The sequence below is a fragment of the Zarconia sp. genome (assembly GCF_057467645.1).
Genome location: NZ_JBRJXU010000092.1, coordinates 60,352 through 75,671, shown reverse-complemented (window position 1 = coordinate 75,671; position 15,320 = coordinate 60,352). Strand labels below are relative to the sequence as shown.

Below are 15,320 nucleotides of genomic sequence, written 5' to 3'. Positions count from 1 at the left end.
GAGAGAGTCAATGGAAAATCGACAATGGGGAAGTTGTTCTAAACTCCCTCCCTGCCTCACCACGTTACCGCATCACCGAGTCTCTTCTTCTCCCCATTTCCCCATCTTCAATCAATTGGTATCCTCCCAATCGACGATCGTGACTCTTTCGACCCCTCTTACCAATCCAACTGCCACGATCGAGTCAACGAAACTCAAACGTTGGTCCGTCGAAGACTACCACCGCACCTAACCCGGCAGCACCTCTAGCGTTTCCCCATATCGAGATTGCCCTCACTGCCATCCTGCCGCTCGTCTCCTGAATTTGCCCTAGAATCTCGATCGCCCTTTGAGTCGATGAAATTTGATATAATTAAAGACTGGGCATATCCTATACTTTGCCCCATCCCCAATTTCCATCCCCATTCAAAAATTCAAATCAGGAGATTTTCATGGGCAGAAAATGTCAGTTAACGGGCAAGAAAGCCAACAACGGATTTGCCGTATCTCACTCCCACCGCAGATCGCACAAACTCCAGCACGCTAACTTGCAGTGGAAGCGCGTCTGGTGGCCTCAGGGCAATCGCTGGGTGAGACTGAGACTGTCGACCAAAGCGATTAAAACTCTAGAAACCAAAGGTTTATCGGCGATGGCTAAAGAGGCGGGAATTAACTTAAATAAGCTCTAAGTTGGGTGTTTTCTCCCTTCGCGGGGAATTCCAATCTAATGAGCTTTTGCTATCAATCGTGAGGGACGTATCCGTTGTACGTTCCTATTTTTTTTGAAGTCGCAAATCGAGATGATGCAAGGTTGTAGGGTGAATGAGGAACTCTCGAAATCGGTCAGTGCTCAGATCGAGTTCGGTTAAATACTTATAATGACCGTTGGGATGAGCAACGAGCGCTTCGGGGGCTTTGCTTGCTCTGGGGGGGCAACGAGCGCGTGGGGAGAAAAAATTCAGCAATCGCGCCTAATTATAACGAATTATCCGAGTCCGATCCGATCGAACCTTAGCGACTCATCTTGACAAGAAGTCCCTCAAAAGTTAGGGCGGGGGCGATCGCTTCTCGAAAAAAAGTGGGTATCCTAGTGAATATGCCCTGCGCCGATCGCCAAATTCATGGCACCGACATTATTGCATCGAAAGGTCTTTGCAGGCTAAGACGAAATAGGTTAAAACAAAAAACCGTTCGTGTCGTTTTAAGTTCGTGTCGTTCGCATCTGCCGAGGAGTTATGGCAAAGCACAAATTGATTACCATGCTTCAGCGTCGGTTGAGAAATACCTGGAAGTTTTGCTACGGGGCGATCGCAAAGCGCCTGCGGAAACTACTGCGCCCGGTGTTTGCCGCATTGGGTCGCAGATCGAGTGCTCGTGCCGGATTTGTTCTCCCCACGGCAGCACTGCTTCTACTGGTGGTGTCCTTGGTGATTGGAGCGATGCTCATTCGCACCCTCAACCGCACCGAACAGGTGGTGAACGATCGCCAAGAGAAAGTCATCTACAATGCCGCCACGCCAGCAATCGATCGGGCCAAAGCGAAAATCGAATATCTCTTCACCCAAGATACCCGACTACCAAGTGGTGTGCCTTCAGAAGATGTTCTGTGGTCGATGATGCTCGATGACGGCAGTGCAAATATCTCTTCCTTAGGAACCGATCCCTATCAGTTACCGGACGAAACTCGCCTCGACATTAACGGTCAGACGGCAAACGCTTGGTCTTTTCAAAGTGATAGTAATGGCGATGGGGAAAACGATACCACCATTGCCTACTCGATTATCTGGCGACTTCCACCAGGTGCGGACGCACAAGACCAAATCGAACAAATACTCGATCAGACGGAAGATGCCGTTCAGAATCGGGCACAGACCTTGTCCGTGCGCAACGGACCCTTTTCGAGTTCGGCGAGTGCAGGTTGCAACGTTCAGGGTAACGTCGTTCCAATTGAAAAAGGTTTCTTCAGAGATAGCCAAAGTAGTGGAATTTTGCGCAAAAATTTCCAGATTGATGCCTTTGCCATCTCCAATACCGACGAACGAGGTACAGTAACCACTCTAGAACTGCAACAAGACCGACAAGCCGATCGCGGTAATAAATTTGGGGCTTTGTTTCGTTACGATCTCGAAGTGGCTCCCGGTCAACCATTCAAGTGGAACGGGGCCATGCACACGGACGGTAGCATGCTGGTGGGAAACCGACGGTTTCGAGGCTATTTAATTAGTTCTCCGGAATCTTGTCTCTACCAAGCCGGTTCGGATACCTCTGCGATTACCTCTCCGAGTGGTGATGACTCAGGATTTCAAGGGCAGATGATGAGTGCCAACCTCAACGGAAACAACGTGGTGGGCCGGGATAATTATTTTCACCTGTATGAAAGCGACAAAGCAACCGTCAATGAGAGAGCCGGTCGAGGCTCGATCGAGAACGAACCTTTGGTTCGATTTAGCTCCGATACAGATTCAGTCCGGGATGGAATTCAACCATCTCAAATCTCCCTCGATCCCATCAAACTCTTTACAACGGGCGAATCTGCATATCAATCGGACCTGACCTCCGATGCGATCCGCGATCCAAATTGGTCGAACACGGCTTTTGTCACGCAAGAAAGAATGGTTGGGGCAAATTCGAATACCTCCTTCGAGATCGATGACTTTTACCGTGCCGACGATCGATATGGTCCCAAGCCCGTCTACGATAAAAATTTAAGCTTGCAAACACTGGGGCAGCAAAACGGTGACCCGATTTCCGGTGAGGATAAATTGCTCACCCTCGATCCCGTCGGTGATAACGTCAGTTCTAACCCGCGCGATATGGGCTTGGATGGTTTCTGGGAACGCCGTGCCTGGCGCGAAGGAATGCGGGTGATGGTCGGACAGCGTCTGGAGTTGGGGAACGATCCCCTACCGACTCCCGTAGACTATCTAGGTGAGGGACTCCGCAATACCCTGATACCTGTCAACCGTAACAATAATGCTCGGGAGCACGAAACCCTACAGCGACGCGCTCTGCGAGATAACCTGGCAGCGGTGCAAACGACGGCAATTTATCATTATGCCTCCGGGCCGACGAATGAGAGCGATCCTCCCGTCGCCGCAATTATTAGTACCGTTCACCCCGGAACCTCAGAAACTCTCAAGCGCAGCTCGATTTTCAAACCCATTCAATTTGGGACGAGTAATGCAGGGATATTTGGGACTAACGGATTTGGAGACGATCCGAACGAAATCGCGATCGACTTTTTCACCGGTCGAGGCACGAATGGATGGGAAATTGACATTCCGGCTGGTTACTTTACCCGTGCCGACGTCCAGACGGCATTAGAAAATCTCGCTAATTTTTCCGGCGATGACGATGGTGCTTTTCCGCCTTTACAGGAGAATGGTGGAAATATTATTCACCCTTACCCAGAACTCACCAAATGGGGAAATTTCTCGAATCTGAAACGAGCTTTGGGACCCAACGGCAACGGTAGCATTGCCGACGAGTCTTACAAGCATACTGCAGCTCTGACGTTGGGAATGTTAGCCTACAATCTCACTTATCTCGAGGCTTACAATTACAACGACGCGAACAACCGGCGAAATCATCTCAACGAAATCGATGCGATTTTGCAAGGTGGACCGGGCACTCCTCTCGCTCCCCTTCCCTTGGAGCATCCCTATGCGAAAGATAACACTGGCAATCCGATTCAAGGAACGGCAGAAGAAGGATTACCCCTGGGAGCAACTCCAGAAGAGTACGTGGCCGTCATAGAAAATATCGATCCAGATTTAGGAGATATCGCGCGGCTCATCCACCTCAAAGAGCAAACCAACCGCGATCGAACCTACGGATTCCGGGCTTCACCAACGACTCTAAACCAATTCCAATATACAGTTCAATACCTACATAGCGATCCTGCCCAATCTAGCACTGGCAATGATGAATCCTTTACCTATGGGGGAATCACCTACGATGCTTCTTCAAACAATAGCAATCCGCCAGTTAGCGGAGGAACTTCGCCAGCCAAGAGTGCATACTTCACCTGCGATTTCAGCGCAGCAGGCAACAACTTTTTCGGTTTTGGTCCTCCTCCAACTGACGATATCGATGCTGAAAAGCGGTTTATCCGTTTGGCAACCGCACTGTGCGGTGTTAACGAAGATGGGAACGCAGATGGTCTTCTCACTAATGCAACCGAAGACTTAAACGGTAACGAAATCCTCGATTCTGTTAAATATCCCTCCTTGTTCTACCTGTTCCCCAATGCGAATCACGATCGCACAGGTGCTGGGTTAGCACTGGAATTCAGGCAGCCCACTGCACCGTCAACCGCTTTAGATCCGCCCGATCGATATTTAACCGATACCAATCTTCCCAACCCTCAATTTATCGCTCTCGATCCGCAAGATATAGTCCTAGAACCCAAGGATATCGCCGCGTGGGATTTACCCATCGATCCGATCGGGCCGAACCCACCCGCTCTATGCAATAACAATGCCACCGCAGCAGACCCGAATACCAATTGCGGGAAACTCAGCCTTATCTACGACGGTACGAACTACTACCGACTTGCATTTAAAGATAGCGCTTTCTTCAACGGTCGCGAAATGATGAACGTCCGGGCGCTGAATATGGATTTGGAGCTGCTCAAGGACAATACAACCCCCAACGGGGACTTTTGGCTGGCTGCGGGTGATGACAGCGATGGCATTCAACGAGACGGAGGCATTATCTACGCTTTCCGAGAAGATGCCATTCGCGAAGATGCGATCGCTCGCCCTCAAGGAGGAGCCTGCAATAACTTTGCCGACTTTGCCAGTGGCAATTGTCGCTCTGATGCCACCGATCCCGTCGATCCGGCTTTGAGCGCCAATGGAATCAGTCCCAAACCCGTGGATTACTATCCCGATCCCGATCGGCGTCCCTACGGATTTCGCCTGATGAACGGCGAGGATATCTCCCGCGATCCAGCCGGAGGACAGACTCACTATGGCATCACGTTTGTTTCCGATAACCCCGCTTACTTACAAGGGGATTTCAACTGCCACGGCTCTTGTGCTAACCCGATCCAAGAGTTCGATCAAGAACTCGATGATGATTTTTCGCCGAACGAGTTCTACAGCAGAACGACATTGAACGAGAGCTTTGCTCGCGCGACAGAAGGAGATTCCTGGCGCTTCAGCGAGTTCCTCGTCGATGCGATGACCTTGCTCTCAGACAATTTCTGCGAGGGGAGCCTAGAAGACGGCTTCCTCATCGCCAGTGCGGGTGTTGCTAACCCCAACCTGCCGGCAGAACTCAGCAATTTGGGGCGATCGGCTAACCCGAGCTTAAGCGACGTCTATGGCTGTGCGAACAACAGCGAAGTCTACACCTCCTACACGAATCAGAACCGACCCCAAAACCCGTTGACGGGAAATTTTGAATGGCTTCGGGAGAATCCGGCCGATCCAGGCTCGCCGATTAAAATCTCGGCCAACGGCAACCCGGAAATCTACGAGCCGACTCAGACAAATCCCAATATCCAGCCCCTGTCCACCGTGATAGACTACAACGGAAATTATCATCTATTTACCGCGAGCTTTGATGGAGCCGGGGGCGACGATCAAAAACCGATGAACGTCGCGACCGACCAGCAAGTAAACGCCGTGATCGTGAGTGGGATCGTTCCCTCCCAAGCCGGTCAAACCTACGGCGGTTTGCATAACTTCCCCCGATTTATCGAAGATTGGTTAACCGGCGAGCAAGCCGCTAGAATTAGCGGCTCTCTAATGCAGTTTAACTTCAGTACCTATGCCACTGCGCCCTTCGATCAAGATGCTTGGGAACCCGGTCTAGCGGCTCAGCTTGGGACACCGATCATTCACTACTACCAAGCTCCTCAACGTCTCTGGGGTTACGATGTTGCCCTGCAGTACGTTCAGCCCGGTCCCATTACTACGCGCCTGGTCAAACCTAGCCCGTTCCGCAGCGAGTACTACAGCGAACTTGCCCTCGACGATCCCTATATTCTCAATTTGCGCTGTGCTGGGGCAAACGGCCAGATCGATCCTCGCGCCCTTTGCGAATAATGAATGTTAGCGCTCTGACCGACCCCAAATTGAGTTCCACCCAATTGAGTGTCCGTTGAGTCGTTCGATTTTGAAGATGCAGCGATCGCTCGAGCAATTCCTTGCAAGGAGACCAAAATGTACCAACCCATCAATCGATTGAAAAAACAACTTAAAATCCGGGGAACGGCTCGAGCGTCCGAGCAAGGGTTAACGCTCATGGAATCGCTAATCGCGGTGATCATGGTGTCGGCTGTCGCGGTTGCCATCACCCCTCCCATTTTCCTCTCGGTGGCGACCCGAGTTCAAAATCGTCGAGCCGAGCAAGCTCTGCAATTGGCTCACGGTCAAATCGATCAGGTTCGAGTGTTAGTCGAGCAAGGCCTCAATGCGAATAATATCGATCAACTCCCAGCCTTGGCGGATGGGGCAGTGAGTTTGGATAATATCGATCCTCCCGGTAGCAAGTATTCAGCACTGCAGTCGACGAACTACAGCTGCTCTGCCTACGATGTAAATCCCGAACAAGTGCCAGTGAATCAGGCTTTACCGGTAGATATTAATGGTGACTGCGAGGTCGACTTTTTCGTACAAACGTTTCGATATAAAGATGTCAGCGGTCCGATCGATCCAGGTATCCCGATCGTATTTCACATGGGAGTCAGAGTTTACTACAGAAATGCAGAATTACAGAATGCCGAAAAAAAACAAGCCTCATTAACACTGACGACAGGAGAAGGACAACAAAGAACTCATCCTTTGGCGGTCATGTCTACGGCTCTGGCTCAAGGGGATAAAGATGGTTCTTTAGATGGATACCGCGAGTTTTTACAATAATCAATTTATGGTTTCATCGATTTAAATTCGATTTAAATTCGATTTAAATTCATTGAATATTTGGTAGAGGGTGGGCTTAAAATGAGCGGCAAACTCATGTCTTTTCAATACGTACAGTTTTTTTTGAATAAGCTCGGGAGATCGATATCGAAACAAAAAAAGTCCGGATTTACATTAACCGAGCTGTTAGTTTCGATTATTATTGCTTCGCTGATTGTGGTGGGATTACTGAGTTTAGTGGTGGAATTGCTCACAACAGATTCGCGAGAAATTGCCCGTACCGAAACCCAGCGAGAGATGCAAATGGCACTCGACTTTATCAGTACTGATATTCGAGAAGCGGTTTATGTCTATGACGGTGATTGCTTGGCGCTTCCAAGTACCGATAATAACTGTTCGGGAATTTTCGCAGAGGGATACGTTCCCATTCCTCAAGACAGCGTCCCGATTCTGGCATTTTGGAGGCTAGACCCTTTACCCGATGTCCTAAAAAATCAGTGTGCTGCCTCCAATGCCAATAATCCGCTCGTCATCGGCACTCAGACAGTTCCCTGCCTGCAAGGGCAGATGTATACCCTTGTCGTGTACCACCTGACGAGAAATGGGGATGATGACTTTTGGCAAGGCTTAGCGCGCATTCAGCGCTATGAGTTGCCTCAATTCGATAATGGAGGACAACCCGTTTCGGGATATGCAGATCCCACCGATGCAACCACTTTTGCCAGCTGGCCTCTTGACAGAAGTAATCGTTCTGTTGCGAATGGTGCTCCTAGTCTTCAAGGTCGTGTTACCACGTTAGTCGATTTTGTCGATAGTAGACCCATGGACGAAATTCCCGAACTTCAGGAGGGCAGTTCCGAAGATCCCGAAGTAAGATGTCCGACCAATTACGTGCTGACTCCGAGCGATACAATTTTAGCAGCCGAAGGCTTTGCGGATATGCGTAATTTCTATGCCTGCGTCCTCTTACCCGCACAATTGAGGGACCAACAAGCGACAGGTGCTTTTAACCAAAAAGTGATTCTATTTGTTCGAGGGAATGCCAAAGGCAAGCCGGGAATCGATACCGTGAACGAAGGATTTATGCCAGCCATTGCCACTCAGGTTCTCAACCGAGGGGTACGGAACAAAGCTCCCTCGCAGTAAATGTTCGCTGGCAGTAATCTTAGATCGGCTTATTTGAACGGGAGGCAAATTGATGTTGATGCGACGAAATCCCAAAGATGCTGTGGCGGGCTTTACAATCGCAGAAGGCTTAGTGGTGATGGTGATGGCTGGAATTCTAGCAGCGATCGCGGGTCCGAGTTGGCTGGGGTTTCTCGATCGCCGGCGAGTCAGTTCCGCCCAAGACCAGGCGCTTCAAGTAATGCGGTCGGCCCAAGCCAAAGCCATTCGGCAAAAACAAACTTGGGAAGCTGGTTTTAAACAAGAGGGAGATCGCATCAAATGGTCTGTTCACCTCCCGTCAAATACCCCAGTCTGGCAAGACTTGATAGAAGGTGAGTCTGATAAAGTGAAACTTCACAGTAGCGATCTCGGTGGACCATGTACGGACACGGAGCATTGCGTCCGGTTTCAAAGTCGGGGCCTGCTTGACGATGATTGGTTAGCAGGCAAAAACACGGGAGATTCGATCGCTCAAATCACATTTACGACTGCCAATGGTAAAGAACCGCGTTGTGTCATCGTCGCCACCCTCCTGGGTTCTCTGCGCACGGGTCGGTCTGTCGAAGATGGATGTGCCGCGCCAGACTGAGGATGCGCTCCTAGATCGATCTTCAATCTGCTCCGGCTAGCTTCTGCCCCAAACGCGGTTCCGTGCCATCGAGCAACCGCTGAATATTCGCCCGATGCCGGAAAACGATATATACCGCGGCAGCCACTCCAAACAAGCAATAGGCGAAAGGCTGATGGGTGAGGAGCATGAACGCAAAAACCCCGATCGCCGCCAACATCGAACCCAGGGAAACGATCCGGGAAATCGACAAGACGATCGCGAAAACTCCCAAGGCCCCCAGTCCCACGGGCCACGCCATCGCCAACAAAACTCCTAGGGCACTGGCCACGGATTTTCCCCCTCGGGTTAACTGGTCATCTTTCGTACTCAGTATCAACCAAATCGACTGACTGTGACCGAAGATGGCGGCAATGCCTGCCAGCGTCACCATCCACGGCAACCAGCTTTCGGGATTGACAGAGGCAGGAACCCAAGAGGCGATCGCATCTAGAGCGTAGCATCCGCGCACCAAGACGATCGCCGCCACGGCTTTAAGGATATCGACGGCTAATGTCAGCGCAGCCGGTCCCTTACCCAACACCCGTAAAACGTTGGTTGCCCCGGTAGAACCCGAACCTTGCTGGCGAATATCAATGCCTTGCAACCCCAAACCTAACCAATACCCCGTTGGTGTCGAACCCAGCAAGTAGGCGAAAATGAGTAGAAGCCCGTTAGCACTTAACCACAACACCATAATTTGAAGATTTTATAAACTTGTCAATATCCCACCATTGTAAAGGGAATTCTCCGCACCCACTTCATCGAGCGACCCATGCAACCCTCCCACAATTCCCAAAATATCCAGATGGGTCGATTGTTCCCCATCTTCGATCGCATTGCCGTTGCTGCCATCGGGGGATACCAACGCCATCTTTCCCCTCATAAAGGCTTTTCCTGTGCCCATCGAGTCCTGTACGGGGATGTGTCTTGTTCCGAATACGTCAAGCGCCAAATTCAAGCGGTGGGATTGGCTCGAGGCATAGTGATGGCGCGCCAGCGATTTGCCGCTTGTCGGGAAGCGAACCAAATGTTGCAAATGCGAGTGGGAAGTCCGGTTCAAATCGAGAGTCTAGCCAACGATCGCCAACGATGGTCGAAACGACGGTGGCATCGGAGGTCTTGCCAGAATAGCTGTAACTACCTTGAGTGTAGCGGTTGCTGTAGCGATGTTGACTGTGGCGATTGCGATCTGCCGGGTTGGGATGGATTTGATTGTGGCGATTTCGGGGATTGTGGCGGTGGCATCGATTTCTGTTCGGGTGCCGACTGTGGAAGTTGTGGGTAATCGCGTGAATCAGACTCAAAAAATCAAATGGTGGGCAGTTGCTGCGGGAGTTGCGATCGCAGGGATTTCACTCGGTGGATATTTCCTCAAACCTCGCCCCGAACCGGTGACCCTTTCTCGCGAGGAATGCGAAGGGGATGGCGAGTTTGTCTGGATTGAGGGGGGTGAATTTATTCGCGGCAGCGACGATGCCGAACGAGGCTATGCCTATGAAATTTCTGCAGTGGCTGCTGCTGAAAGTACGGAACTCGTGGACCGATCGGAATCGAGGTTGCGACGGCAGGGTTGGTTCGATCGCGAATACCCACGCCGAGAGGAAAATTTACCGGCATTTTGTATCGGTCGCAACTTAGTCACGAACGAGGAATATCAAGCCTTCATCCAGGCTACCGATCGCCCCGCACCGGCGATTTCTGAATTCGATTACCAACAGCAAGGGTTTCTCGTACATCCCTACACGACGGTCAAATCTTACCTGTGGAACGATCGAGCCTACCCCCCCGGACAAGGACGACATCCGGTTGTATTAGTTTCCTACGAAGATGCGATCGCCTACGCGGATTGGAAAGGACAACTCGACGATCGCACCTACGGCTTACCGACGGCATTGCAATGGGAGAAAGCGGCACGAGGAAAGGATGGGCGCTATTTTCCCTGGGGGAATCAGTGGTACGATCTCGGGACGAATTGGGCCGGCAGCGAACCCCAAGGCACCAGCGAGATCGCGATTTATCCCAATAGCCGCAGTCCTTATGGTGTGGAAGATATGGCTGGAAATGTGTTTGAATTTACCGCCACCCTCTACCAGCGAGGATTGCAACGAGTCAGTGTGATGAAAGGCTGTTCTTGGGATGACTTGCCGGGGTTTTGTCGGGGAGCATACCAGCATTCGCGCCCGATCGAATCTCGTCATATTCTGTTTGGATTTCGGTTAGTGCGCCAGTAGCAATTCGCGGAGGTATCGGGCAGCTTTGACGAAGACTGAATGGGGAGATGGAAATCGATCGGGATCGAGCAGATCGCACACTTCTCTGAGGGCTCGATCGTCGATTTCTTCAGACCCTCCAAAACTCGCTTCGAGAACCCGAAGATATGTGTGATTGACTTGAAGGTGGCTGGCGATCGCTCCGAGATATTGACGTTCTTTGAGATGGATCGTGCCATCGGCGCTCGACATCTGACAACCAAAGCCAACGATTAATAGTTTTTCGGCCACCGATAGGGAAGCGCTTAAAACCGGTAAATCGTCGAGTCTTCGATCGAGTTTTTTCTGGTGAATCCCTTTCAAGATCGTTTGAATAAATCGATCTCGATCTCTGTCGGGTTCGATGAGTCGATCGAGCACAGCTTGCAGTAGCTGCGTTTCTCGATGTTCGATTTTGCCATCCACAAACAGCGTCCCGAGCAAAACCCAAACCAAGCACGCTAAGAAAATATCTGCCTCGGTGATGCGTTCTCGATCGAGTTGCCCTGGGGCAATCTGCGATAAGAGTTCGATGGCTTCGGGATTTATCGGTACTCGCTGCATGAATGAGTTAGCTCATCGTTTTCACCATCATATATTGGTTCGCACTTGGGTGTGGGGTGTGGAGGCGGTTGGCTACAGCTATAAAATCTAAAATCTAAAATCTAAACTCGAAAATCTAAAGGTGGTTCCTTTAACCCACTCAACGATCGCCCTTTTTCGACTTCCGACAGTCCCCGACTCTGCACCAACACCCCAAAACCCCCCAACCCCATGGGATTGATGAGGGAGTGGAGAACTTGACGGCGTTGCATGATGGTGGCAATATCTCGGGCGGTGGCGGTTCGGTTCTCGCCGGGAAGGTTTCCCCGTCCTAAGGTCGCAAGGCGTTCCCCCCATCCCAATGCCATCAAAAACAGTCCCTGTTGGGTAAATCCGAGGGTGGATAGACCGCAGGCTTCTCCCCGATGTTCTAAAGCGGTAAAGTTGACGTGGGCGGTGATATCTTGATTGCCGATGTTGATATAGGGGTTGTCATGATGGCGGTGCTGGTAATAGCACTGCAAGGTTCCGCTCGATCTCCCTATGCTGTAGTAACGCTGTGCATTGTAACCATAGTCGATCGTGAGGAGGTAGCCCCGTTGCAACCGTTCGGCAACGGTTTCGATCCAATCGAGGGCGGCAAGGTTGATTTCGCTTCTAAATCCATCGGGGTAGGAACTCAAATCGAGACCCATTGCCTCAAAATATCGATCGAGTTCCGGAGTTGAAGGTTCCCCGATCGTTTCGATAAATTGTGTATTTCTCTCCTCTATTTCTGAAGCGTCAGAGGATGTGGTGACGTAAATTTCTTTTAACTTGCCCCCATCGATGACAAATTGATGCACGGGAAAGGCATCGACGAGTTCGTTGGAAAAGCAACAACCGATAATAGAATTTGGAGCGATTTCTTCCCACTCGCACCAGCGAACGGAATGGTTTTGAAGCTGCTGCTCTAATCGCTGCTGTTGTTCTTTTTTTAGGCGATACGATTTTTCAACTATAGTATATTCGATCGCGCGATAAAAATCCAGGTGTTTTTGTTGAATATACGTTAAGATATCCCCAGCTAAAATTCCCTGACCCGCCCCCATTTCTACGAACTGAAATGGATGGGGACAACCCAAAACTTGCCACATTTCCAAAAACTGTTCGGCAAGAGTTTCTCCAAAATCCGAACACAAATGGACGGAGGTCACAAAATCTCCCGGCGCACCCAATTTTCCTTTGCCATTGTAATAGCCGTGCTGGGGATGGTAGAGCACGCCATCCATATATTCAGCAAAGGGAATTCGCTGTTGGGAACTTTGAAGAATCTCGTTCTCGATAATTTGACATAAATCGAGATTAGAAGTCATGTTTTAGATCGCTTTTCATCAATAGACCTGGAGGAGGAAAAGGGTTAAGGGTTAAGGGTTAAGGGGGAAAGGGGGAAGAAATTCATGACTGAACCATAGATATTGATTTGATTTTTGATTTTCGCGCCGATGTCTAATATAGAACCCTACTGATGCGGGTAGGCAGTTCTATACAGACCTGACAGCTTTCAAGTGAAATACCCACCTAAAAAACTGCCCACCCTACAAATTTCCGCGCTTCCGAATTCCGAATTCAACGAGCCGGTTGGTGAGAACCAATTAAACTGCCGTCCGACTTTTGATACAGATCGATCGGGATTTTCGATCGATTGCTAATGGCAGCAAACCCGTCGATGAGAATCTGTTTGTGCTCTTCAATGCGAGTACGGGTATCGAGATCTCCTTGAGCATTCGAGTTACGGGTGATGTTGCGAATGTATTCCACGTACTGGGGCAGCACGTACACCTTAATCAGCTCAGGGGTGCTGACATACTCGCAAATCGAGATCGGGCCGTCGCACAGCTCTTTGAGTTCGGTTCGGGCGCGATCGAGGGCTTGCTGCTCCCGTCGCACGGCGGAAGTCCCTTGCAAAATGCCGTAGTACGATTCCACCAGGACTTGCGCTTGGGGGTACAAGGAGGTGCCTTCGGGCACTTGTTGGGCGGCCCCGATTCCCTGTTGCCAGAGGGAAACAGCCTGATTCCACTTCCGTTGTTCCTGGAAGGTTTTCGCCCGATCTGCCAGTCGGATGGCTTCGTTGTAAAAGTTGGTGGCAATTTGCTCTTGGGTGCGTCGTTCCCGAGCGGTGACGAACATCGGTTCGTAATCCGCGAACAGCTCCTCTGCCCGTTCTTCGGCGAGGGTGCCTTGAGGAATCCGTCGCAGGGCGGAAATCGCCGTTTGCCAACTGGCGTAGGTGAGTTGCCACTCTGGCAGATCCTGGGCGACGCTTTGCCGTGCTTGGGCGATTTCGGCGGCGGTCAGCGCCGTTTCGAGTTTTTCGTTTGCGGTTTCTTCGATGGTTTTTCGCTGTTCGATCGACCCTAAATTCGATCGATACTCAGACAGTTTTGTCTGGGCGAAGGTAAAAGCCGGACTATTTTGGGGCACTTTCTCCAGTTCTTCGATCGCTCCTTCCCACAACCTCTGGATTTCCTGCCAGCGCTTAGCCGAATGGGGGGGATTTTGGCTTTTGCGCGCTGCTAAATTCCCTCGATTCAACGCACCCGAAACCTCCAGGAGCATATCCCGCTGCTGCTGGTAAAATTCCCGCAACTCTTTAGCAGTTCCGTAATGGGTCGACCAGCGGGGGATATCCTCGAGCAGTTTCCCAGCTTCGGCAAGCTTCTGGTTCACCTCGATAAATGCAGCGGTCGATCGCTCCGTATCGAGTTTTTCCAAGCTATTTTGACTCAGTTGTTGGGCGCTCGCGATGGGCTGGCACGGTCCGATGGTGCAGGGACGAGTCAGGGCGTATCCCAGACTCAACACCATCACCGAAGCCAGACCCGTCCCGGCCACCCATGCTGGAAGCCAGAGTTGCCAGTTGATTTGTGACGATTGCGCGACAGCTTTCATAAAACCACCATTACCAGTTTTGTCTTCGGAGAGTTGGGGGCCAAATCAGGAAGGCGATCGCTACATTCATCGCGCCACCCTCGATCGACCGAATCTGTCCACTCCAAAACCCAAGAGCAACAGTGATTTGAGTATACGTGAAAAAGCTGCCTCCGATCGAGTCTTTCGGCTTCTAGACCCTCGGAAGTCTAGCCACCGAACATACACGGTCCATCGCTCGAGAGAAGTAACGAAAGGCAACTAACGAACGCATTTCGCAAGAGGGTTAATTTAGTCCCGACGGGTCAGAATAAGATGCTCGATCCGTATTTGTTCTGACCGTTCAGCTCGATTAGCTCGTGCGCCGAGAGTGCATTCGCCAATGAGTGAGTAATACACCATTCGAGCACGTACCATCGCCTCAAATGGTGTAAAGCCCATTTCGAGGAATAGAGTCTTCGTATAGTCCAATCGTCGCCGATCGATTTGGTCGAGTGTCGTCGCCACCTTCAGATCGTTCGTTGCCCAAGATCGAATCGCGTTTTCGAACTGACCGCCATCTTGAATCGCTATTTCTAGCAAGTGAAGCAGTTTCGTTGATGCATCGCTTGCTAGTGACTCAACTCGTTCGATAATGCCACCCGTCTCGCGATTCACCCAATCTTGCAAGATTGCTTCTAAAAGCTCTTCTCGATTTTTGAAATGCCAGTAAAAACTCCCCTTCGTCACATTGAGCAACTTCGCAAGGGGTTCGACTCGCACTGAGTCTACCCCCTTTTCAGCTAAAACCCTTCGCCCTAAGTCAATCCAGTCTTGCTTTGCGAGCTTGATGCTCTCTTTTTTTTTAACCATACGGCAGCGTATTGACAGGTTGGCTATGTCCATACTAACCTATAACCATACGGTAGCGTATCCCAAAAAAGATTATGGGTGCTTTCGGCACGGAGTATGGGCTTTGAGTGCTCCCGCCCCCCCCGGACACGACCG

General features: G+C 50.8%; 14 protein-coding genes. 8 read left to right on the top strand and 6 right to left on the bottom strand.

Going from position 1 to position 15,320, the window contains the following annotated elements:
• Positions 1 to 10 precede the first annotated feature (10 nt).
• Positions 11 to 232: a hypothetical protein gene (locus AC2215_RS13805; RefSeq protein ID WP_486810590.1), complete on the top strand. Its 222-nt coding sequence runs from the start codon at positions 11 to 13 to the stop codon at positions 230 to 232.
• 13 nt (positions 233 to 245) lie between these two features.
• Here the strand turns inward: AC2215_RS13805 and AC2215_RS13800 are convergent, their stop codons facing one another.
• Positions 246 to 386: a hypothetical protein gene (locus AC2215_RS13800; protein WP_486810589.1), complete on the bottom strand. Its 141-nt coding sequence runs from the start codon at positions 384 to 386 to the stop codon at positions 246 to 248.
• Between the two features lie 45 nt (positions 387 to 431).
• On the opposite strand from AC2215_RS13800, the gene rpmB reads away from it, so the two are divergent.
• From rpmB to AC2215_RS13775, 5 genes are all read left to right on the top strand, one after another.
• Entirely contained in the window at positions 432 to 668 is a 237-nt protein-coding gene (gene rpmB / locus AC2215_RS13795; RefSeq protein ID WP_486810588.1) for a 50S ribosomal protein L28, read from the top strand.
• A 546-nt stretch (positions 669 to 1,214) separates the two neighbouring features.
• Positions 1,215 to 6,035 carry a hormogonium polysaccharide biosynthesis protein HpsA gene (hpsA, locus tag AC2215_RS13790; RefSeq protein ID WP_486810587.1) on the top strand — a complete coding sequence of 1,607 codons (4,821 nt, stop codon included), beginning with the start codon at positions 1,215 to 1,217 and terminating at the stop codon, positions 6,033 to 6,035.
• A 48-nt stretch (positions 6,036 to 6,083) separates the two neighbouring features.
• The gene (locus AC2215_RS13785) at positions 6,084 to 6,851 is read left to right on the top strand and encodes a type IV pilus modification PilV family protein (protein ID WP_486810586.1); all 768 of its coding nucleotides are present in this window, start codon (positions 6,084 to 6,086) and stop codon (positions 6,849 to 6,851) included.
• A gap of 81 nt (positions 6,852 to 6,932) precedes the next feature.
• Positions 6,933 to 7,997 carry a PulJ/GspJ family protein gene (locus tag AC2215_RS13780; RefSeq protein ID WP_486810585.1) on the top strand — a complete coding sequence of 355 codons (1,065 nt, stop codon included), beginning with the start codon at positions 6,933 to 6,935 and terminating at the stop codon, positions 7,995 to 7,997.
• A 52-nt stretch (positions 7,998 to 8,049) separates the two neighbouring features.
• A complete protein-coding gene (locus AC2215_RS13775) occupies positions 8,050 to 8,607 on the top strand; it encodes a pilus assembly FimT family protein (RefSeq protein ID WP_486810584.1) in 558 nt (185 codons plus the stop codon).
• Positions 8,608 to 8,629: 22 nt separating this feature from the next.
• Here AC2215_RS13775 and plsY read toward each other — a convergent pair whose 3' ends face one another.
• Positions 8,630 to 9,322 (bottom strand): glycerol-3-phosphate 1-O-acyltransferase PlsY, encoded by a 693-nt coding sequence (gene plsY, locus AC2215_RS13770; protein ID WP_486810583.1) that lies wholly within the window; start codon positions 9,320 to 9,322, stop codon positions 8,630 to 8,632.
• Positions 9,323 to 9,400: 78 nt separating this feature from the next.
• Here plsY and yidD point away from each other — a divergent pair, with 78 nt between their 5' ends.
• Both yidD and AC2215_RS13760 read left to right on the top strand, forming a co-directional pair.
• Positions 9,401 to 9,913: a membrane protein insertion efficiency factor YidD gene (yidD, locus tag AC2215_RS13765; RefSeq protein ID WP_486810582.1), complete on the top strand. Its 513-nt coding sequence runs from the start codon at positions 9,401 to 9,403 to the stop codon at positions 9,911 to 9,913.
• Positions 9,867 to 10,859, top strand: a complete 993-nt coding sequence (locus AC2215_RS13760) for a formylglycine-generating enzyme family protein (RefSeq protein WP_486810581.1) — start codon at positions 9,867 to 9,869, stop codon at positions 10,857 to 10,859. Before yidD ends, AC2215_RS13760 begins: the two co-directional genes overlap by 47 nt.
• Here AC2215_RS13760 and AC2215_RS13755 read toward each other — a convergent pair.
• The 4 genes from AC2215_RS13755 to AC2215_RS13740 all read right to left on the bottom strand — a co-directional run bounded on the left by AC2215_RS13755 (position 10,845) and on the right by AC2215_RS13740 (position 15,185).
• Positions 10,845 to 11,441 carry a tellurite resistance TerB family protein gene (locus tag AC2215_RS13755; RefSeq protein ID WP_486810580.1) on the bottom strand — a complete coding sequence of 199 codons (597 nt, stop codon included), beginning with the start codon at positions 11,439 to 11,441 and terminating at the stop codon, positions 10,845 to 10,847. The genes AC2215_RS13760 and AC2215_RS13755 overlap by 15 nt on opposite strands.
• Before the next feature lie 101 nt (positions 11,442 to 11,542).
• Entirely contained in the window at positions 11,543 to 12,775 is a 1,233-nt protein-coding gene (locus AC2215_RS13750; RefSeq protein ID WP_486810579.1) for a class I SAM-dependent methyltransferase, read from the bottom strand.
• Between the two features lie 253 nt (positions 12,776 to 13,028).
• On the bottom strand, positions 13,029 to 14,354 hold the full coding sequence (locus AC2215_RS13745) for a hypothetical protein (RefSeq protein ID WP_486810578.1): 1,326 nt from the start codon (positions 14,352 to 14,354) through the stop codon (positions 13,029 to 13,031).
• A gap of 270 nt (positions 14,355 to 14,624) precedes the next feature.
• Complete coding sequence (locus AC2215_RS13740; RefSeq protein ID WP_486810577.1) at positions 14,625 to 15,185, bottom strand: TetR/AcrR family transcriptional regulator; 561 nt, start codon at positions 15,183 to 15,185, stop codon at positions 14,625 to 14,627.
• Positions 15,186 to 15,320: the final 135 nt, after the last annotated feature.

Excerpts from the sequence above, each read along its gene's own strand:
- AC2215_RS13740 (WP_486810577.1), bottom strand. The coding sequence starts at position 15,185 with ATGGTTAAAAAAAAAGAGAGCATCAAGCTCGCAAAGCAAGACTGGATT.
- rpmB (WP_486810588.1), top strand. The coding sequence starts at position 432 with ATGGGCAGAAAATGTCAGTTAACGGGCAAGAAAGCCAACAACGGATTT.
- AC2215_RS13750 (WP_486810579.1), bottom strand. The coding sequence starts at position 12,775 with ATGACTTCTAATCTCGATTTATGTCAAATTATCGAGAACGAGATTCTT.
- AC2215_RS13775 (WP_486810584.1), top strand. The coding sequence starts at position 8,050 with ATGTTGATGCGACGAAATCCCAAAGATGCTGTGGCGGGCTTTACAATC.
- AC2215_RS13745 (WP_486810578.1), bottom strand. The coding sequence starts at position 14,354 with ATGAAAGCTGTCGCGCAATCGTCACAAATCAACTGGCAACTCTGGCTT.
- yidD (WP_486810582.1), top strand. The coding sequence starts at position 9,401 with ATGCAACCCTCCCACAATTCCCAAAATATCCAGATGGGTCGATTGTTC.
- AC2215_RS13805 (WP_486810590.1), top strand. The coding sequence starts at position 11 with ATGGAAAATCGACAATGGGGAAGTTGTTCTAAACTCCCTCCCTGCCTC.
- hpsA (WP_486810587.1), top strand. The coding sequence starts at position 1,215 with ATGGCAAAGCACAAATTGATTACCATGCTTCAGCGTCGGTTGAGAAAT.
- AC2215_RS13780 (WP_486810585.1), top strand. The coding sequence starts at position 6,933 with ATGAGCGGCAAACTCATGTCTTTTCAATACGTACAGTTTTTTTTGAAT.
- AC2215_RS13755 (WP_486810580.1), bottom strand. The coding sequence starts at position 11,441 with ATGCAGCGAGTACCGATAAATCCCGAAGCCATCGAACTCTTATCGCAG.
- plsY (WP_486810583.1), bottom strand. The coding sequence starts at position 9,322 with ATGGTGTTGTGGTTAAGTGCTAACGGGCTTCTACTCATTTTCGCCTAC.
- AC2215_RS13800 (WP_486810589.1), bottom strand. The coding sequence starts at position 386 with ATGGGGCAAAGTATAGGATATGCCCAGTCTTTAATTATATCAAATTTC.